Raw genomic sequence first — 18,810 nt, 5'->3', positions numbered from 1 at the left:
TCCACCGGCCCACCGGCCCACCGGCCCACCGGCCCACCGGCCCACCGGCCCACCGGCCCACCGGCCCACCGGCCCACCGGCCCACCGGCCCACCGGCATTGTCCGCTTGCCACGGTGCATCTCCTTTTTGCCGTACCGGCAAGACCACTGGCCCGCACCCCGTGTGCCGTCGCAGGCTGACGGCACACAGGACGAGAGGCTCACCACCATGGCGCACGACCGCCACCAGCACGAGCAGCGCCCGGACGAGCACCGGCACGAGCAGAGCCCGCACGAGCACCGGCACGAGCAGCGCCCGGACGAGCACCGGCACGAGCAGAGCCCGCACGAGCACCGGCACGGACACGCTCACGGACACACGCACGGGGGCGACGCCCACATCGACTGGAGCGGGATGGCCCCGGCGCTGGAGGCGCAGGCGGAGCTGCTCGCGTCCGTCTACGAGCGGACCATGGCCTGGCTGGCGAAGGAGGTGACCGATCCGGGGCTGATCGTCGACGCCGGCAGCGGTCCGGGCGTCGTGGCATGTCTGTTCGCCGAGGCCTTCCCCGGAGCCCGGATCGTGGCCGTCGACGGCACCGAACCGCTGCTGGAGCGCGCCCGCGCCCGCGCGGTACGCCAGTCGGTCGCCGACCGCTTCGACACGCTCGCCGGTGAACTGCCGGGCGTGCTGGACGAGTTGGAGTATCCGGCCGATCTGCTGTGGGCCGGCCGCAGCCTGCACCACCTCGGCGACCAGCGGGCCGCGCTCGCCGAGTTCGCCGCCCGGCTGGCCCCCGGCGGCACCCTCGCCCTCCTCGAAGGCGGCCTGCCCGCCCGCTTCCTGCCCCGGGACTTCGGCATCGGCCGTCCCGGACTCCAGGAGCGGCTGGACGCGATGGAGGCGGAGCGGTTCGCCCGGATGCGCGCCGATCTCCCCGGCTCCGTGGCCGAGACCGAGGACTGGCCGGCGCTGCTGGCCTCCGCCGGTCTGCGGCACACCCGTACCCGCAGCTTCCTCCTGGACCTGCCGGCCCCCTTGACCGACCGGGCCCGCACCTACGTCGCCGCCGCCCTGACCCGGCTGCGCCACGGCACGGAGGAGGGCCTGGATGCCGAGGACCGAGCCACCCTGGACCGCCTGATCGACCCGTCCGACCCGGCGAGCGTCCACCGGCGGCCGGACGTGTTCGTCCTCGGCGCGTACACGGTCCACACGGCGGTACGGCCTGCCTAGGGCCGGTCCGGCGGATTTTGTGACCGTCCTGGTCTCGGGGCGTCGGCACGGTCATGGGGCGGGGAGACCCGGCGAACGTGCAGTGGGTTCGGCTCAGGCCGCGTCTGCCGACATGCGGGCAGCGTCCGCGCCGCCCGTCGGCTCCTGGGCGGTCGCCGTGCCGCTGTGTTCAGCCGTGCTCGGGCTCCACCGGGAGCCACAGTTCGGCGTCGGCCCCGGTCTTGTCCGGCGACAGGTGCGCGCGCAGGATCTCAGGGCCGGTGCGGGTGCGATACGGGTTCGACGGGAACCACTCGGTGAACGCGTCCCGCCACAGTTCCTGGATGGCCTGCGGTGCCGGCCCGGAGGTGGTGAAGACCGCCCAGGTGCCGGCCGGGACGGCCAATGTGGTCGTGCCCTGCGGAGCGGCCGCGGAGGTGATCACGCCGTGGTGGTAGTCGAGTTCCGTGCCCTCGGCGCGGCTGGGGTCCATGCCGTCGCAGACCGCGACGATGCCGTGCGGCTCCTGGTCCGACAGCTTCTCCAGGCGCCGCAGAGTCTGCGGGTCGATCCCGCGGACGAAGTCCATGATCACCTGGTTCGGGCCCGCATGCACCAGCGGTACCCGGGCCTTGAGCCCGACGACGGTGAAGTCCGCCCTGTCCACGACGCGGTATCGCATGGTGCTGCTCCCCTCGATGGTGAGGCGGAAGGCCATCCGGGACTGGGAGTTGAGTGCGGCGCCGGAACGCCGGGCCTCGCCCGGGCCGTTGCCGTGCATGGCACGGAACGCCCGCGCGAACGCCTCGCCGGAGCCGTAGCCATAGCGCACCGCGATCTCCAGCAGCGTCTCTCGTCCCGCGAGTACTTCGGCGCCCGCGAGGGTGAGCCGGCGGCGCCGGACGTACTACGACAGCGGCATGCCCGCGAGCGCGGAGAACATCCGGCGCAGGTGGTGCTCCGAGGTGGCCGCGATGCGTGCCGGCTCCTCCACGTCGACGGCCTGGTCGAGAGGGCACTCGATGTGCTCCATGGCCTGGTTCAGCCGCTCCACCATGCCCGGCCTCCTTCCTCTTCCCTCTTCACGACCACCTTGCCGGCGACGGTCGTCAAGCACGTCTGGCCGGTGCCGTGGCCGGTGCTGTCCCCGTCCGGACCGGGGTGTCCAGTCCCAGGCCCCGGCGGATCGCGATCTCCACGGGTGAGTACGCGCCGTCGGCACGTTCCAGTTCGTACGACGCGGCCGGCATCAGCGGCGGCTGGGCCATGAAGCGCGGCCGCACCCCATGGTGCGGTTGCGCCGCGTGTACCAGGAACGGATGGCACAGGAAGACGTCGCCCGGGGACCCGGTGGCGAGGGCGAGCGGCCGGTGGTCGGACGCCGCCACCAGATCGGGGGCGAGGGTCAGCCCGCTCGCCCCGTCCTCCCCGTACTTTTCCAGCACCTTCGGCGCGTCGAGGTGTGAGCCGACCCGGATCCGGGTCGGGGCGTCCTCCTCGCCGATCTCGCTGAACAGGAACAGCATCAGAAGCGCCCGGCCCTGTGAGCGCAGATTCGTGAAGTACCAGCTCTCGCCCTCCGGCAGATAGCTCCCCTCGATGTGCCAGCCCGCGTCGTCCGGCTCCTCCCCGTGCGGGAAGCGCAGCGGGAACGTGCCCAGCGAGTAGCGCGGCTCCCAGCGTCCCGCGCCGACGAGAAGGTCGTACGCGCGATGCAGGGACGGGGAGTTGGGCGCGGCGGCGAACGGGCCCTGCGCCATCCCGCCCACCCAGTGCACGGGCTGCGTCCACGTCGACGGGTCGTCCGGGTCGCAGCCCGTCTCTCGCCACAGCAGCCGCGCACAGTCCGCCGCCACGCGCGGCGCGACGGCGCCCTCCAGCTTCACGAAGCCGTCGCGGAGGAAACGGGATACCAAGGTCGTGTCGTCCATGCCCTCATGGTGCGGCGACACCGGCCTCGATCACCCGACATTTTCCGCACCGCCTTTGTCGGGTGATCACCATTCCCCTTCCCGCCCCTGCGGGACCGGAAGCGACCGCCCCGCGGTCACAGGACCATCCGGCCCAGGCCTCTTCGCTCGGCCTGGTCTCTTCGTTCAGCCTCCGGCCTCATCGTCCGGCCCAGGCTTCTTCGTCCGGCCCAGGCTTCTTCGTCCGGCCTCCGGCCCCCTCGGGTTCCGTCCGCCCGGTGTACCTGTCCCCCTTCCCCCGTTATGTTCTTCGCGGTCCTGCAAGAGGGCCGCTGGCCTCCGGGCCCGGCATGACTGTTCCCCTCTGTCGAACGCCGCGCACCGCCATGCGGCTGGCCCTCGCCGCCTGGCGCACCGCCGACCTGCCGGAGACCCGGCAGGCGCTGCGGACGGCCGCGGCGCAGAGCGAGGAGGACACGTTCACCGCGCCGGAGGAGGGCGGGCGGACCCTCAACGCGCCCTCCTCGCTCAGTGCCGACGGGCGCATTCTGACGACGGTGGCCCATGACACGGTGGAACAGTGGGACGTGCGCACCCATCACCGCATCCGCTCCGTGCGGCGCGCCGGGCTGTCCGCGGGCTTCACCGGCGTCAGCCCGGACGGCAGGCTGATCGCCTACCGCGCCCCCGGCCGCCGGGACCTGCTGATCGGCGATCTGACCGACGGCAGCACGCGGCGTCTGCGGACCGGCTCCTGGAACGACACCGACGGCGTCTTCGGGCCCGGTGGCCGCACCTTCCTCGTCCGGCGGCCGACGAGCGGCGGCCGCGCGGCGCTTGAACTGTGGGACGTGCGCGGGCAGCACCTGCTCTTCCGCTACGACCGGGGCGACCCGGACGGCCCCGTGCCCGTGCTGAGCCCCGACGGACGCCACCTCGCCTGGTGCAGCGGCCACGACGGGCGACTGCGTGTCCTCGCCGTCGGCGAGCGACGCCCGGTGACCACCGGGATTCCCGCCGCGACCGAGCGGCTGCTGTGCCGGGGCGACGAACTCACCTTCACCGCCGACAGCCGGGCCGTGGCGACCGTGGCCTCCGACGCGGTCGTGACCTGGGACTTCCACACCGGTCGGGAACGACCCCGGCTGCCCCTGCGGGGCGGCAGCGCCGTGGAGTTCGCGGGCGACTACGCGGTGACCTGGAGCGCGTACGACTCGCTCGCCCTGTGGCGCACCGACCTGCCGGCCCCGGCCGAGGGCGCCGCGCGTGAGCCGCTGCTCACCGTACCGCTCGGCACGCCGTCGGTCATGAGCCTGCGCCTGGACCTCGCCGGCGGCGTGCTGCGCTACGAGGAGCAGACCCGCACCCGTGCCGTCGGGACCATCGCGCTGCACGGGCTCGTGGGTGACGCATGGCCCGAGAAGGCGGTGGGCCGGGCCGCGTTCGATCGGCACGGCCGCCCCGTGCGGCCCGGGCCCGCGCCGGCGGAAGGACGCCTGGTCCTCGATCCGTCGGGACGCCTCGCACTGACCGACGAGGGAGCGCTCGTCGACGCCGCCACCGGGCGGCGCCGCGCGGGGATGGGGGGCGTGAAGGGAGAGGACATCCTGGTGTCGGGCGCCTTCAGCCCCGGCGGGCGGTACGCCGCGGTGGCCGATCTGCGGGGCCGGGTCACCCTCTGGGACGCGCGCACCTGGCGTCTGACGGCCGTGCTGCGGACGGCCGGCGCCACGACGCAGCGCACGGCCCTGGCGTTCTCCGCCGACGGCTCGCTGCTCGCGGCCGGGGCGCCCGACGGGTCCGCCGACGTGTGGGAGACCGCCTCGCCCCGAGTGCCGCCGGCGAGGCTGCCGGTCGGGGACGGACCGGTACTGGCCTTCGGCTTCGCGCCGGACGGGAAGGAGGTGCACTTCGCGACCGCCCATCTGGCCGACCGCACGAGCCCGTTGGCACCGGAGCGTGCCGCCGCCACCGTCTGCGCCCGCGCCCACGGCGGTCTCACCCGCGCCGCATGGCACCGCCGCCTCCCCTCGGTGCCGTACCGCCGCGGCTGTGACGGCACTTGACCTGGAGCGCTCTCGAAGTGATGGACTGCCCGGCGTTCACCGGCACTCACAGGGGGAAACCATGAACGGCTCACCGGTCGCACTCATCACCGGCGGCGGCAGCGGTATCGGTGCCGCGGTCGCCCGGCAGCTGCTGGACACCGGACACCGGGTCACCGTCACCGGACGCGGGGAGCGCAGGCTGCGGGACTTCGCCGACAGTCTGGGAAACCCCGGCGACCTGCTCACGGTCGCCGGCAGCGCGTCGTCGTTCGACGACGTCCAGGACGCGGTCGACCGCACGCTCAAGGCGTACGGCCGACTGGACACCGTCGTCGCCAACGCCGGCTTCGCCACCCACGACACGGTGGCCGACGGCGACCCGGCCGGCTGGACCGAGATGGTCCTCACCAACGTCCTCGGCCCGGCCCTGCTCATCCGTGCCTCCGTCGACGCCCTCAAGGAGACCCGCGGACGGATCGTCCTGGTCGGCAGCGTCGCCGGGTTCGTGAACACGCCGGGCAACCTCTACGGCGCCACCAAGTGGGCGGTCACCGGACTTGCCGAGAACACCCGGCGCCAGGTGACGGAGTTCGGCGTCGGAGTCACGCTGGTCGCACCCGGCCGGGTGGAGACCCCGTTCTGGGACAGCACCGGCAGCCTGCCCCCGGGGCACCTGCTGACCGCCGGTCAGATCGCCGAATCGGTGGTCTGGGCGATCCGGCAGCCGGCCGGGGTCGACGTCAACACCCTGGTCGTACGTCCGCTGGGCCAGCCCAACTGACGTGTCCTGAACGTCAGTTGTTTGCCAGGAACTGCTTGGCCAGCTGGCCCCCGAGGGAGACCGCGGCGCTGTGGCTCTCGATGGGGGAGACCTTGGAGTTCTTGAACAGGATGTACGTTACGCCGGAGTCGGTCCCGCCGGTGGCCGGGTCGGGGTCGATGCCGAGCGCCTTGGCGGTGGCGTACGAGGCCTCGCCGATGATCTTCGTGGGGCCGGTGTCGCCGACGACGGCGTACTCCACCTTGTTGTTGTAGACGACCGCGACGACACCGCCGCCCTTGATGCCGGCGCCGGAGTAGTTCCAGATGCTGCTGGAGCTCGGCACCACCACGTACGGCAGCGACTCGGCCTTCAGGGGCTTGCCGTCGGACTGGTGGAAGGCGGTGTCGTCCTGGTACCAGGGGTCGCGGTCCTCGTTGCAGTTGGTGGTGCGCTGGCCGTCGCAGTCGATGTCCATGTCGGCCTTCCAGAACACCGCGCCGTTCTTGCCGCACACGGGGACCGTGGCCGAGGTCTCGTCGTCGGTCTTGTACTTGCCGTTGGATATCTGCGAACAGGACTTCACCTTGGCGAGCAGGTCGGCGGCGCTGACCGGGCCCTCCTGGGCCGAAGCCGGCGTGTTTCCCGAGGCGTTGGCGGGGAGCACCCCGGCCGCGAGGAGCGCGGCCCCGGAGGCCGCGGCGAGGGTCAGTGTTCGAAGGCGCATGGTGGAGAAACCCTTCTGTTAGGAAACTTTCCTTACTGGGTGCCGTACAAGGTGGCCCATCTACATGTCCCCGTCAACCCCGCACGGGGAAGTCGGGCATGCTGTGCTGTTTGCGGAGGTTTGTCCCAAGGGAAAGACTGTCATGTCGAGCTGGGAGGTGGCATCTCATGTTCGTCCGCAGCATCTATGTGACCGGTGATCCCACGAAGATCGACACAGCCATCCGGGCACTGAACAGCGAGGGGCGGGACCTGCTCGAAGAGCGCCCGGGCTACCGAGGGGCCGGGGTCTTCGTGGACCGGGAGCTGGGCAAACTGCTCGGGGTGAGCTGGTGGGACTCGCCGGAGGCACGGCACAACAGCAACGAGGTCATGCAGGAGCACAGGCCGGCGCTGCTGGATCCGTTCGCGGGCACGCTGGCGGTGGAGAACTTCGAGGTGGTGGTGGTCGACCCCGTCCAGGGGCCGAGGGTGGGCGGCGGACTGCGGGTCACCCGGCTGGAGTTCGATCCCGCGGACGCCGACCTGATCGCCGACACCTTCCGTGCGACCGTGCTCCCGCGCTACGAGACCCTGCACGGGCTGGCCAGGGCCACCCTGCTCATCGACCGGGAGCGCGGCACGGGCCGGGTCGGCACCCTCTTCGTCGACCGCCCCTCGATGGTCGCCTCCCGGGCCGGCCAGGCGGCGGCCCGGCACGAGGGCGCGGCCAAGGCCCATGTGAGCGTCACGGGCCTGGAGGAGTTCGAGGTCGTCCACTCGGAGGTGCGCCTCGACTGACCGCGCCCGCACGGGATTTCGGGCACGACCTTCCACCCCGCCGCCGTGGCGGGGTGGAAGGTCGTGCGCCGTGCGGGCGCCGGCGCAGGTCGAGTCGGGGCGGCGCCGTACGGGGGTCAGCCCAGGTCGAAGGTGGCCGGGTCGGGTCCGATCCGCCGGTCCTCGTTCAGGGCGCTGATCGCCGCGAGGTCCTCGTCGTCCAGGCTGAAGTCGAACACCTCGATGTTCTCCCTGATCCGCGACGGGGTCACGGACTTCGGGATCACGATGTTCCCCAGCTGGACGTGCCAGCGCAGCACGATCTGCGCCGGGGTGCGCTGGTGCTTCCGGGCGATGGCGACGATGGCCGGCACCTCCAGCAGGCCCTTGCCCTGGCCGAGCGGTGACCAGGCCTCGGTGGCGATGCCCTGGTCCGCGTGGAAGGCGCGCGCCTCGTGCTGCTGCAGGTGCGGGTGCAGCTCGATCTGGTTGACGGCCGGGACGACCGAGGTCGCCGCGATCAGTTGCCGCAGGTGCTCGGGAAGGAAGTTGGACACGCCGATCGCCTTCGCGCGGCCGTCGGCGTACAGCTTCTCGAGCGCCTTGTAGGTGTCGATGTGCGTGTCCCTGGACGGCAGCGGCCAGTGGATCAGGTACAGGTCGACGTAGTCGAGACGGAGCTTGTCCAGCGACGCGTCGAACGCGCGCAGCGTGGAGTCGTACCCCTGGTCGCTGTTCCAGAGCTTGGTGGTGACGAAGATGTCCTCGCGGGGCAGGCCGGAGGTGGTGATGGCCTTGCCGGTACCCGCTTCGTTGCCGTAGATCGCCGCTGTGTCGATGCTGCGGTACCCGGCCTCGAGTGCCGTGGTGACGGCCCGCTCGGCCTCGTCGTCCGGCACCTGCCATACGCCGTATCCCAGCTGGGGCATCTCGACGCCGTTGTTGAGGGTGATCGGGGGGACCTTGCTGCTCACGAGCTTCTTGATCCTTCGTTTGTCGACTGGGTGGTACTCCCATCGTCGACGATCACGGGCCGGGACGCATTCCTGGGCGCGGAATCCGCACCGACTGACCCGTCAGTCAGTTGCCGGAACCTCAGAATGGCCGGAAATGCATCCGACGTTATGGGTCCGGACCATTGACCGCGGCGCGTCCTCCCGCAACTCTGTATCGCGCCACCGGACGTGTCGCTGAACCCGGTGCATGCATGTGAACGGCCTCTGACCATGGCCGACGTCTGCCCTCTGAGAACCCCCACCCTCAGGAAAGCGGGTACGCACACATGAACAACACCTTGCCGACGATCTCTTCCGTGGGCCGCCCCGGCCCGGAGACATCGGATGAAAAGGCCTGGCAAAGCCCTGGATACCACGTCGTGGAAACCGCCCTCGAGGTGACCGCCTACGCGCTGGCCGACCGCCGGCCGCCCGAGCCGCCCCCGGCCTCATGACGTCGGCGCCCCCGCGCACCGACGAGACCGCGGCCGCCTGGCCGGCCGCCGAGTTCACCGAGCGGCTGCGGGCCGTCACCGCCGCCCGGTACCACGACCGCCACCCGTTCAACCTCCGGATGCACCGCGGTGAGCTGACCCCCGCCGAGGTGCGCCGCTGGATCGCCGCCCGCTTCCACTACCAACGGCACATCCCCGTCAAGGACGCCCTCATCCTCGCCGGACTCGACGGGCCCGAGGAACGTCGTGCCTGGCTGCGCCGCATCCGGGACCACGACGGCACGGGCGGCCCCGGACCCGGCGGCGAGGGCGGCATCGAGCGCTGGCTGTGGCTCGGCGAGGCGGTCGGCCTCACCCGCGAGGAACTGTGGGACGCGTCCCGGGTGCCGCCCGGGGTGCGGTTCGCGGTGGAGGGCTACGTCACCTTCTGCCGGCAGCGTCCCGTGCTGGACGCTGTCGCCGCCTCCCTGACCGAGCTGTCCGCCCCGGACCTGATGCGCACCCGCATCGCCGCCTTCGAGCGCCACTACCCGTGGATCGACCCGGCCGGACTCGCCTACTTCCGCACCCGGGTCACCCAGGGTGCCCGCGACGGCGCAGAGGCACTCGCCCTGGTCCTCGCCCGGGCCCGCACCCGCGAGCTGCAGGAACGGGCGGTGGCCGCGCTCACCTTCAAGTGCGAGGTGCTGTGGGCACTGCTGGACGCCGTGGACACCGCACACGGGAGCGGACCGTGACGCCCGGGCGCACCGTCCCTGCCGCGGGGGTGACGCCCGGACCTCCCACTCCCGCCGGCGGTGCGGTGACCGAAGGTCCCGTTTCCTCCGAGGGTGTGGCAGCCGTGCCTTCCTTCCCTGTCGGGGGTGGGGTGATCGAGGGTCTCGTTTCCTCCGAGGGTGTGGCAGCCGTGCCTTCCTCCCCTGTCGGGGGTCGGGTGATCGAAGGTCTCGTTTCCGCCGAAGGTGTGACAGCCGGGCGTCCCGGCCCCGCCTCGGGTGGGCGGGGCGGTGCTCCGGCCCGCGCCTCGGGCGGGCGGAACACCGGTCGGGCCCCCACCGCGCACGGGGTCCTCTGGCGTCCCGTGCTCGTCCGCGGGGTCCTGCTGCGGCATGACCGGGTGCGGGGCGTGGACCTGTTGCTGCTGCCGGAGCGTGTGGTCGTGCTGCACGGCCGGGCGGGACGCGTGCTCGGGCTGTGCGACGGCGGCCGGACCACGCAGGAGATCGTGGCCGAGCTGTCCGCGGACTTTCCCGGCGCGCCCGTGGCCCGTGAGGTCCCGGAGTTCCTCGGCCGGCTGCGCAGGGAGGGCTGGCTGACATGACGCCCGAACCCCCGTGGGCCCTGCTCGCCGAGCTGACCCACGCCTGTCCGCTGCGCTGCGGATACTGCTCCAACCCCGTCGAACTGACCAGCCGCTCGGCCGAGTTGACCACCGAGCAGTGGGCCGGGGTGTTCCGGCAGGCAGGGGAGCTCGGTGTCGTCCAGGCCCATCTGTCCGGCGGCGAACCGCTGCTGCGCCGCGACCTGCCCGAGCTGGTGGCCGCCGCCGACGGGGCGGGCCTGTACACCCAGCTGGTCACCAGCGGGGTGGGCCTCGGCGAGCGCCGGCTGGCCGGCCTGGTCGGGGCGGGGCTGCGCAGTGTGCAGCTGTCCGTGCAGCACGCGGACCCGGAAGCCGCCGAACGGATCGCGGGCGTACGGTCGTTCGCGGCGAAGGAACGCGCCGCCCGGCTGATCCGCGCGGCGGGCCTGCCGCTGGGGCTCAACGCCGTGCTGCACCGCGGCAACCTCGACGACCTCGACGCGCTGATCCGCCTCGCCGTGGACTGGGGCGCCGACCGGATCGAACTGGCCCACACCCAGTACCACGGCTGGGCGCAGCGCAACCGCGACGCCCTGCTGCCCGCACCCGCCCAGGTGGAACGGGCCCGCAGCACCGTCGCCCGCTGGCGTGAACGGCTCGGCGACGCCCTGGAGCTGGTGTCGGTCGCCGCCGATCTGCTGGACGCCATCGCCAAGCCCTGCATGGGCGGCTGGGGCCGCATCTCGCTCACCGTCGCCCCCGACGGCACGGTCCTGCCCTGTCCGGCCGCCGCCACGCTGCCGGGCCTCGACCCGCCGAACGTACGGGAGCGTCGACTGGACTGGATCTGGCGCGAGTCGACAGCTTTCAACGCCTTCCGGGGCGAGTCCTGGATGCCCGAGCCCTGCCGCGGCTGCGCCCTTCGTGCCACCGACCACGGAGGCTGCCGCTGTCAGGCGTACGCCCTCACCGGCGACCCGGCCCGCACCGACCCCGCCTGCGCACACGCCCCGGACCACCACCTCGTACGCGATCTCGTGGCCGGGCCGAGACGGCTCGCGTACGCCTACCGAGAAGCCCAGCGAGAGGGAGGACCATGAGACGCCGACGCCTGCGGGCGGCCCTGACGGCACTCGCACTCACCACCGCCGGCCTGGCCGCGCTCCCCGCGGCCGTACCCCCGGCCGCCGCGGCCCCCGCCCCGTCCCCGCCCCGGCCTGCCGCCGCCCCCGACTGGTCCAGGGCCGTGATCGACTCCACCATGGCCCGCTACACGCCGACGAGCATCGGCGGCTGGTCGTACCCGGTCGGCCTCTACCTCTACGGCCAGTACCTCACCTACCGGCGCACCCACGACGCGCGCTACCTCGCTTATCTCAAGAGCTACGTCGACCGCTTCGTGAAGAGCGACGGTTCCATCGGCCAGTCCTTCGACAGCCTGGACAGCATGCAGGCCGGCCGGCTTCTGGTGATCCTGCACCACGAGACCGGCCAGGACCGCTACCGCAAGGCCGCGAAGAAGATCCGCGACCGTCTCGCCGGCTACCCGCGCACGAGCGACGGGGGCTTCTGGCACGCCGACAGCAGCAGCCGCGCCCACCAGCTCTGGGCGGACGGCGTCTACATGGTGAACCCGTTCCTCGTGGAGTACGGCAAGGAGTTCGGCGACAGCGCGTACACGAACGACGAGGCGGCCGGGCAGCTCGCCGTGTACGGCACTCATCTCCAGGTCGCGAGCGGTCTGCTGAAGCACGCCTACGACGAGTCGAGGACCGCGAACTGGGCCGACCCGCAGACCGGGCTCGCCCCCGAGCACTGGTGCCGTGCGGACGGCTGGTACGCGATGGCGATCGTCAACGTGCTCGACGCGATCGGGGCGAACCATCCCCGCCGCGCTCAACTCCTGGGCATCTTCCGCCACTTGGCGGCAGGCCTGGAGAAGTACCAGGATCCGGCCACCGGCCGCTGGTTCCAGGTCATGGACAAGGGGAGCCGGAGCGACGACTGGACCGAGACGTCCTGCTCCAGCATGTTCACCTACGCCCTCTCGCGCGGTGTCCAGCAGGGCTATCTCGACCCGCACTACACGGCCGTGGCCCGGCGCGGCTACGAGGGCGTGCTGGCGAAGATCTCGCTCGGCGCGGACGGCCGTACCGACCTGGCCGACATCTCCGTCGGCACGAACGTCGGCGACTACGCGTACTACGCCGCGCGTACCCGGGCCACGAACGACTTCCACGGCCTGGGCGCCTTCCTGATCATGAACGAGCAACTGCGAGGAGATTAGTGTCATGAGCACGTCCAGACGAAGAGTGCTCGGTGCGGCGCTGGGTGGCGCGGCCGGAGCCGCCGTCGGCCTCCCGGCCGCGACCCCGGCCCAGGCCGCGTCCTGGCGGCTCAAATGGTCCCCCACCGCAAGCGGAGACGGACTCGGCGCCTTCGAAACCGTCGAGGACGACCGCGCCCACTCGCACCCGGCAGGGCACCCGCACATCCGCGCCACCGGTGACAACTGGCGCTTCGACATGCACACCGTCGACCGCGACACGTCGACCGACCGCCAGCGGCAGGAGGTCACCGGCCTGCGCACGAGCGGCAGCAGCTACCTCAAGTGGACCCAGGGCCAGACCTGGCGGATCACCTACTCGATGTACATCCCCGCCTCCCTGAAGGCGACCACCACCTTCACCCACATCATGCAGATGAAGCAGCCCGGCACCGGCAGTTCGCCGATCGTCGTGCAGTCGCTGCGCCGGGACGGGGGAGGAAAGCAGACGATCGAGCTGAAGCTCGCCGTCGACGACATCCTCGTCGGCCGTACCGACCTGGACCCGCTGCACGACCGATGGACCGACGTCGACTTCCAGATCAAGGTCGGCAACGGCTCGGCCGGCTCCGTCCGCTGGATCCTCAAGAGCGGCCCGACCACGCTCATCGACGAGTCCAGGACCGGCGTCGACACCTTCCTCGCCGACCGCGTGCGCCCGAAATGGGGCATCTACCGCTCCCTCGGCGACACTTCCGGCTCCCTGCAGAACACCTACCTGCTGCTCACCGGCCTCCGCGGCTACCAACTCGCCTGAGGAACCGCCCTATGCGACCCCCCAACGCGCACCGCAGAGGTGCGGCGGCGATCGTCCTGTGCGTCCTCGCCGTCGTCCTCGGACTCACCCACCCCTCGGCCCTGGCGGCCCCGCAGCCCAAGAACCCCGGGGCCCCGCAGTCCAAGGCCCCCGCGGCCGCCGTCTTCGACGTGCGCGACTACGGCGCCAAGGGCGACGGCTCCGCCAACGACACCCTCGCCATCGACAAGGCCGTCACCGCGGCGAACTCGGCGGGCGGCGGCACGGTCCGCTTCTCCGCCGGCACCTACAAGTCCAAGAACACCATCCACATGAAGAGCAATGTGACGCTCCAGGTCGACAAGGGTGCCACGATCCAGGGCTCTTCCGCGGACACCTACGACAAGCCCGAGCCCAATCCGAACGACGCCTACCAGGACTACGGGCACAGCCACTTCCACGACGCGATGATCTACGGCGACAAGCTGACGAACATCGGCTTCACCGGCGGCGGGGTCATCGACGGCGCGGGCGACCTGATCACCGGAAACCCGAAGTCCGGCGAGGCCGACAAGATCATCTCGCTGACCCGGTGCAACGGACTGCGCCTCGGCGACGGCCTCACCCTGCGCCGCGGCGGCCACTTCGCCGCGCTCGTCAACGGCTGCAGGAACGTCGTCTCCGACCACCTCACCATCGACACCGCGAGCGACCGCGACGGCTGGAACATCATCTCCACCACCGACGTCACGGTCACCCACGCGAACATCAAGGCCAACGACGACGCCCTCGTCTTCAAGAGCGACTACGCCCTCGGCGCCAAACTGCCCAACGGCCACGTCCGGGTGAACGACTCGGTCCTGTCGGCGAAGTGCTGCAACGCCCTGATGTTCGGCTCCGAGACCTGCGGCGACTTCTCCGACTACCAGTTCGAGAACATCCGCATCGAGGGCGCCGACAAGTCCGGCCTCGGCATGGTGTCCATGGACGGCGCGAAGATCTCCGACGTCCACTACCGCGACATCACCATGACGAACGTCCACTCGCCGATCATGGAGAAGATCGGCACCCGGAAGCGCTGCGGCAACCATCCCGGCGTCGGGTCGATCAGCGACGTCACCTACGACCACATCACGGCCACCGGCAACAGCCCCTCCTTCAGCCCGACCCTGTGGGGCGAGAACGGCCACCGCATCAGCGGGATCACCTTCACCGACGTCGACCTCACCGTCCCCGGCGGCAACGGCACCATGTCCACCGGCGTGCCGGACAACGACGCGAAGGACTACAACCCGAAGAGCATCGGCACCCGGCCGGCGTACGGGTGGTACCTGCACAACGCCGACGACATCCGCTTCACCGACAGCTCGGTGAAGTTCGCGGCGGGCGACGGACGGCCCGCGGTCGTCGCCAACGCGGCGAGCGGCATCCGCTTGACCCGCTTCACGGCGCAGCAGGGCGGCAGCGCGCCGTACGACGTCGGCTTCCAGGACGTCACCGGTTACTGCCTGACGGACAGTCACGGCACCGGCGGCGGCACCCTGCGCGTCTCGGCCGGCGGCTCGACGGAGAACTGCGCCACGGCGATCGGGCCGCGCGACGTGGAGAACCCCCGCCAGGACTTCCTGCGCAACTCCGTCGGCGGTCTCTTCCTGCACTGGGGCCTGCGCACCGCGCCCGCCCACACCAGCTGCACCGGCTGGGAGAACGACGTCACGGGCGGCGGCTGGACGCCCGACTACTGGGTGAACGAGGCCCGCAAACTGCACACGCAGTACCTCGTCCTGGCCACCTTCCACAGCCGGCTGGGCTACGCCCGCCCCTGGCCCTCGAAGATCCCCGGATCCTGCTCCACCCGGCGCGACTTCCTCGGCGAGCTGATCAAGGCGGCGAAGGCCAAGGGCATGAAGGTCATCCTCTACATGACCGATGACCCCCAGTGGCACGACGAGGGCGGCCACGAATGGCTCGACTCGGCCGCCTACTCCGCCTACAAGGGCAAGAACGTCGACCTGACCACCCGCGACGGCTTCGGGCAGTTCAGCTACGACAACTTCTTCGAGGTCATGGACCGCTACCCCGACCTCGGCGGCTTCTGGATCGACAACGACAACGCGTACTGGGAGAGTCGTGGGCTTTATGCGCAGATCTACCAGAAGCGCCCCGGCTACACGCTCAGCAACAACAACGAGGACACGCCGATCATGGACATGATCAGCAATGAGCAGAAGACGGGGATGACACCCGCGTACGACTACCCGCAGGCGCTCTACACGGCCCAGCCCCGCCTGACCGAGGCCGACTTCAAGCTGCCCTCGACCGGCGCCTGGTGGTACGACGGCTCCGACCCGTCCGTCGACAAGAAGCTCACCCTCGGCCGGCTGATCACCAACGCGGGCTCCTCGGTGAAGGCCCTGATGGCCGAGACCGCCCAGGTCAACGGCAAGTTCCCGGCGAACCAGGCCTCCTTCAACACCTTCGCCGACTCCTACCTCGACCCGATCTGGGAGTCCCTGCACGCAACCGAGGGCGGCGGCTACCTGTACGGCGGCCTGAAGCCCGGCTTCTGGAACGACGGCGCGCACGGCGTGACGACCGTCGCCAAGGGCGACCCGAACCGGCAGTACATCCACGTCCTGACCCCGCCCGGCACCGGCACCCTGCGGATCCGCGACAACGGCTGCCGCATCGCCTCCGTGACCAACCTCCGTACGGGCAAGGAGGTTTCCTGGTCGCAGTCCGGCGGAGTGCTGACCCTGACCGGGCTCGGCGACTGGGACCCCTACGACACCGTCTTCAAGGTCACCGCGGCGGGCCGCCAGGGCATCCTCACCGGAGCCGGGGTGACCGCGAGCGCCTCGGCGAGCGGACACCCGGGCGGGGCGGCCGGTGACGGCGACTACCTCACCTACTGGGACAACGACAAGACCCTGCCGGTCACCCTCACCTACGACCTCGGCTCGGCCAAGAGGGTGCAGTACATCGGGCTCAACCAGCGCGAGGACTCCGTCGCCTACGCCCGCTCGGACACCGAACAGTCGGCGCGCATCAAGAACTACAAGGTGTTCCTGAGCAACGACGGCTCCACCTGGGGCAGCCCGGTCAAGAGCGGACAGCTGCCCAGCCGCCGCGGCATCCAGGGCATCGACCTGAGCGCCGCCACGGCCCGCTACGTCCGCATCGAGGTCGACTCCTCCTGGGCCGCGGCCAGTGACACCGCCCGCTACAAGCGGCTGCGGATCGACGAGACCTGGATCGGCACCTCGTATGCGACACCCGCGAAGGGGGGACACGCATGACCCGCACGATCCGCATGACCCGCATGACCCGCGTGACGCGCACGACCCGCATCAGATCGCTCGCCGCGGCCGCGGCCGGCCTGCTCGTGGCGGCCGCGGTGCCGCTCCTGGGCACCGCCGCACAGCCGGCCGCCGCCTCCGACAACGGTCTGGCCGTGCGGCCCGCCATGGGCTGGTCCAGCTGGAGCTTCGTGCGCCGCTGGCCCACCGAGGCGAAGATCGAGGCCCAGGCCGACGCGCTGGCCGCCTCCGGTCTCAAGGACCACGGTTTCGTCCAGGTCAACCTCGACGACTTCTGGCAGAAGTGCGACTCCAACGGGTTCACCGTCGACTCCTACGGCCGCTGGCAGGCCGACACCGCCAAGTTCCCCGGCGGCATCAAGGCGGTCGCGGACCACGTCCACTCCAAGGGCCTGAAGTTCGGCTTCTACGTCACCCCCGGCATCGCGAAGAACGCCGTCCTGAAGAACACCCCGATCGAGGGGACGCCGTACCACGCGAAGGACATCGCGGACACCTCGAAGACCGAGAAGAACTACAACTGCAAGAACATGTACTCCATCGACTACGCCAAGCCGGGCGCGCAGGAGTTCGTGAACTCCTGGGCGAAGCAGTTCGCCTCCTGGGGCGTCGACTACCTGAAGATCGACGGGGTCGGCAGCCAGGACATCCCCGACGTCCAGGCCTGGGACAAGGCCCTGCGGGCCGCCGGACGGCCCATCACCTTCGCCCTGTCCAACAACCTTCCGGTCGCGGACGCCCCCACCTGGCGACGGCTCGCGAACAGCTGGCGCACCCAGGGTGACGTCGAGTGCTACTGCGGGCCCGGCGCCAACGGCAGCGGCTACCCGCTCACCGACTGGTCCCATGTCTCGGCCCGCTTCACCTCGGCCGCCACCTGGCAGCCGTACGCCGGCCCCGGCGGCTGGAACGACCTGGACTCCCTGGAGATCGGCAACGGCGACCAGGCGGGCCTCACCGCCGACCAGCGCCGCTCCCACTTCACCCTGTGGGCGATGGCGGCCGCCCCGCTGCTGCTCGGCACCGACCTCACCCACCTCGACCCCGTCGACAAGGCCATGCTCACCAACGACCGGCTGATCGGCGTCGACCAGGACGCGGTGGCCGCGAAGCGGATCGTGAACAGCGGAACGCGGCAGGTGTGGAGCAAGAAGGAGAGCGACGGCCGGTACGTCGTCGCGCTGTTCAACACCGGCACCTCCGGCAGCTCCACCGTGAGCGTCAACTGGTCGCAGATCGGCTTCACCGGCTCCGGCGACGTCACCGACCTGTGGTCCGGCTCCCACAAGGGAGTGATCGCGAACTCCTACAGCGCGACCCTGCGCCCGGGCGAGACCCGGCTGATCCGCGTGCGGCCGGTGAGCACCGCGAAAGCGGCGGCGGCCGCCCCGGGCTTCGCCGTCGCCCCCTACGAGTACCTGGGCTGGGGCAGCCCGCCCAGCCCCACCTCGGTGATGTCGGCGACCGGCGTCAAGTGGTTCACGCTCGCCTTCGTCCTCTCCGACGGCACCTGCAACCCGAAGTGGGACGGCTCGCGCCCGCTGACGGGCGGCGACGACCAGGCGAAGATCAAGGCCATCAGATCGGCCGGCGGTGACGTGGTCGTCTCCGTCGGCGGCTGGAGCGGGGCCAAGCTCGGCGAGAAGTGCTCCAGCGCCTCCGCACTCGCGGGCGCCTACCAGAAGGTGATCAACGCCTACAAGCTGAAGGCCCTCGACATCGACATAGAGAACACCGAGTGGTCCAAGGCCGCGGTACGCCAGCGCGTGGTCGACGCACTCAAGACCGTCAAGGCGGACAACCCCGGCCTGAAGACGGTCGTCACCTTCGGCACCACGAGCAGCGGTCCCGACTCCACCGGCATCGACATGATCAAGCGGGCCGCGGTCTCGGGCCTGGCCAACGACGTCTGGTGCGTCATGCCGTTCGACTTCGGCGGCGGCACGACGAACATGGGCACCCTGACCACCCGGGCCATGGAGGGCCTCAAGGCACAGGTCAAGGCGGCCTACGGGTACGGCGACGCCACCGCCTACGCCCACATCGGCCTGTCGTCCATGAACGGCAGGACCGACGACTCCGGCGAGCGCGTCCGCACCGCAGACTTCCAGACCATGCTCGGCTACGCCCGGCAGCACCACATCGGGCGCCTCACCTACTGGTCCGTGAACCGCGACCGCCCCTGCGGATCCGGCACCGACGGCGACGCCTGCAGCGGCGTGACGCAGCAGCCCTACGACTACCTCAAGATCTTCGCCCAGTACACGGGCTGAGGGG

General features: G+C 71.1%; 15 protein-coding genes and 1 pseudogene. 12 read left to right on the top strand and 4 right to left on the bottom strand.

The genetic code is table 11. The annotated features are described in order from the left end of the window. Positions 1-208: 208 nt before the first annotated feature. On the top strand, positions 209-1,216 hold the full coding sequence (locus ACZ7P3_RS06485) for a class I SAM-dependent methyltransferase (RefSeq protein WP_472079359.1): 1,008 nt from the start codon (positions 209-211) through the stop codon (positions 1,214-1,216). Between the two features lie 169 nt (positions 1,217-1,385). Here ACZ7P3_RS06485 and ACZ7P3_RS06480 read toward each other — a convergent pair. Together ACZ7P3_RS06480 and ACZ7P3_RS06475 are read right to left on the bottom strand one after the other, a co-directional pair. Next, positions 1,386-2,252 (bottom strand): annotated as a pseudogene (locus tag ACZ7P3_RS06480) (AraC family transcriptional regulator). Positions 2,253-2,304: 52 nt separating this feature from the next. Then, a complete protein-coding gene (locus ACZ7P3_RS06475; RefSeq protein WP_472079358.1) occupies positions 2,305-3,126 on the bottom strand; it encodes a phytanoyl-CoA dioxygenase family protein in 822 nt (273 codons plus the stop codon). A gap of 329 nt (positions 3,127-3,455) precedes the next feature. Here ACZ7P3_RS06475 and ACZ7P3_RS06470 point away from each other — a divergent pair, with 329 nt between their 5' ends. Both ACZ7P3_RS06470 and ACZ7P3_RS06465 read left to right on the top strand, forming a co-directional pair. Next, positions 3,456-5,171 carry a WD40 repeat domain-containing protein gene (locus ACZ7P3_RS06470; protein WP_472079356.1) on the top strand — a complete coding sequence of 572 codons (1,716 nt, stop codon included), beginning with the start codon at positions 3,456-3,458 and terminating at the stop codon, positions 5,169-5,171. Positions 5,172-5,232: 61 nt separating this feature from the next. Beyond that, positions 5,233-5,934 carry an SDR family oxidoreductase gene (locus ACZ7P3_RS06465; protein ID WP_472079354.1) on the top strand — a complete coding sequence of 234 codons (702 nt, stop codon included), beginning with the start codon at positions 5,233-5,235 and terminating at the stop codon, positions 5,932-5,934. A gap of 13 nt (positions 5,935-5,947) precedes the next feature. Here the strand turns inward: ACZ7P3_RS06465 and ACZ7P3_RS06460 are convergent, their stop codons facing one another. Further along, positions 5,948-6,640 (bottom strand): glycoside hydrolase family 75 protein, encoded by a 693-nt coding sequence (locus tag ACZ7P3_RS06460; protein WP_472079352.1) that lies wholly within the window; start codon positions 6,638-6,640, stop codon positions 5,948-5,950. Between the two features lie 167 nt (positions 6,641-6,807). Between ACZ7P3_RS06460 and ACZ7P3_RS06455 the strand changes: the two genes are divergently transcribed. After that, positions 6,808-7,419, top strand: a complete 612-nt coding sequence (locus ACZ7P3_RS06455; RefSeq protein WP_472079350.1) for a hypothetical protein — start codon at positions 6,808-6,810, stop codon at positions 7,417-7,419. Positions 7,420-7,535: 116 nt separating this feature from the next. On the opposite strand, the gene ACZ7P3_RS06450 is transcribed toward ACZ7P3_RS06455, so the two are convergent. Continuing rightward, positions 7,536-8,372 carry an aldo/keto reductase gene (locus tag ACZ7P3_RS06450; protein WP_472079348.1) on the bottom strand — a complete coding sequence of 279 codons (837 nt, stop codon included), beginning with the start codon at positions 8,370-8,372 and terminating at the stop codon, positions 7,536-7,538. 308 nt (positions 8,373-8,680) lie between these two features. On the opposite strand from ACZ7P3_RS06450, the gene pqqA reads away from it, so the two are divergent. The 8 genes from pqqA to ACZ7P3_RS06410 all read left to right on the top strand — a co-directional run bounded on the left by pqqA (position 8,681) and on the right by ACZ7P3_RS06410 (position 18,806). Then, positions 8,681-8,848 carry a pyrroloquinoline quinone precursor peptide PqqA gene (pqqA, locus tag ACZ7P3_RS06445; RefSeq protein WP_472079346.1) on the top strand — a complete coding sequence of 56 codons (168 nt, stop codon included), beginning with the start codon at positions 8,681-8,683 and terminating at the stop codon, positions 8,846-8,848. Beyond that, a complete protein-coding gene (gene pqqC / locus ACZ7P3_RS06440) occupies positions 8,845-9,585 on the top strand; it encodes a pyrroloquinoline-quinone synthase PqqC (RefSeq protein ID WP_472079344.1) in 741 nt (246 codons plus the stop codon). Before pqqA ends, pqqC begins: the two co-directional genes overlap by 4 nt. Before the next feature lie 344 nt (positions 9,586-9,929). Continuing rightward, positions 9,930-10,169: a pyrroloquinoline quinone biosynthesis peptide chaperone PqqD gene (gene pqqD, locus ACZ7P3_RS06435; RefSeq protein ID WP_472079342.1), complete on the top strand. Its 240-nt coding sequence runs from the start codon at positions 9,930-9,932 to the stop codon at positions 10,167-10,169. After that, positions 10,166-11,251: a pyrroloquinoline quinone biosynthesis protein PqqE gene (gene pqqE / locus ACZ7P3_RS06430; protein WP_472079340.1), complete on the top strand. Its 1,086-nt coding sequence runs from the start codon at positions 10,166-10,168 to the stop codon at positions 11,249-11,251. Before pqqD ends, pqqE begins: the two co-directional genes overlap by 4 nt. Next, complete coding sequence (locus ACZ7P3_RS06425; protein ID WP_472079339.1) at positions 11,248-12,438, top strand: glycoside hydrolase family 88/105 protein; 1,191 nt, start codon at positions 11,248-11,250, stop codon at positions 12,436-12,438. The genes pqqE and ACZ7P3_RS06425 overlap by 4 nt, the downstream gene beginning before the upstream one ends. A gap of 4 nt (positions 12,439-12,442) precedes the next feature. Continuing rightward, the gene (locus ACZ7P3_RS06420) at positions 12,443-13,234 is read left to right on the top strand and encodes a Tat pathway signal sequence domain protein (RefSeq protein WP_472079337.1); all 792 of its coding nucleotides are present in this window, start codon (positions 12,443-12,445) and stop codon (positions 13,232-13,234) included. Positions 13,235-13,245: 11 nt separating this feature from the next. Beyond that, complete coding sequence (locus ACZ7P3_RS06415; protein WP_472079335.1) at positions 13,246-16,512, top strand: glycosyl hydrolase family 28 protein; 3,267 nt, start codon at positions 13,246-13,248, stop codon at positions 16,510-16,512. After that, positions 16,509-18,806 (top strand): alpha-galactosidase, encoded by a 2,298-nt coding sequence (locus tag ACZ7P3_RS06410; protein WP_472079333.1) that lies wholly within the window; start codon positions 16,509-16,511, stop codon positions 18,804-18,806. The genes ACZ7P3_RS06415 and ACZ7P3_RS06410 overlap by 4 nt, the downstream gene beginning before the upstream one ends. Positions 18,807-18,810 lie beyond the last annotated feature (4 nt).

The sequence above is a fragment of the Streptomyces sp. NPDC107581 genome, assembly GCF_055657175.1.
This window is presented reverse-complemented; position numbering and strand designations above follow the sequence as displayed.

What these genes read in the sequence shown, in the direction of transcription:
- ACZ7P3_RS06485 (WP_472079359.1), top strand. Translation starts at nt 209, where the DNA reads ATGGCGCACGACCGCCACCAGCACGAGCAGCGCCCGGACGAGCACCGG.
- ACZ7P3_RS06475 (WP_472079358.1), bottom strand. Translation starts at nt 3,126, where the DNA reads ATGGACGACACGACCTTGGTATCCCGTTTCCTCCGCGACGGCTTCGTG.
- ACZ7P3_RS06470 (WP_472079356.1), top strand. Translation starts at nt 3,456, where the DNA reads ATGACTGTTCCCCTCTGTCGAACGCCGCGCACCGCCATGCGGCTGGCC.
- ACZ7P3_RS06465 (WP_472079354.1), top strand. Translation starts at nt 5,233, where the DNA reads ATGAACGGCTCACCGGTCGCACTCATCACCGGCGGCGGCAGCGGTATC.
- ACZ7P3_RS06460 (WP_472079352.1), bottom strand. Translation starts at nt 6,640, where the DNA reads ATGCGCCTTCGAACACTGACCCTCGCCGCGGCCTCCGGGGCCGCGCTC.
- ACZ7P3_RS06455 (WP_472079350.1), top strand. Translation starts at nt 6,808, where the DNA reads ATGTTCGTCCGCAGCATCTATGTGACCGGTGATCCCACGAAGATCGAC.
- pqqA (WP_472079346.1), top strand. Translation starts at nt 8,681, where the DNA reads ATGAACAACACCTTGCCGACGATCTCTTCCGTGGGCCGCCCCGGCCCG.
- pqqC (WP_472079344.1), top strand. Translation starts at nt 8,845, where the DNA reads ATGACGTCGGCGCCCCCGCGCACCGACGAGACCGCGGCCGCCTGGCCG.
- pqqE (WP_472079340.1), top strand. Translation starts at nt 10,166, where the DNA reads ATGACGCCCGAACCCCCGTGGGCCCTGCTCGCCGAGCTGACCCACGCC.
- ACZ7P3_RS06425 (WP_472079339.1), top strand. Translation starts at nt 11,248, where the DNA reads ATGAGACGCCGACGCCTGCGGGCGGCCCTGACGGCACTCGCACTCACC.
- ACZ7P3_RS06420 (WP_472079337.1), top strand. Translation starts at nt 12,443, where the DNA reads ATGAGCACGTCCAGACGAAGAGTGCTCGGTGCGGCGCTGGGTGGCGCG.
- ACZ7P3_RS06415 (WP_472079335.1), top strand. Translation starts at nt 13,246, where the DNA reads ATGCGACCCCCCAACGCGCACCGCAGAGGTGCGGCGGCGATCGTCCTG.
- ACZ7P3_RS06410 (WP_472079333.1), top strand. Translation starts at nt 16,509, where the DNA reads ATGACCCGCACGATCCGCATGACCCGCATGACCCGCGTGACGCGCACG.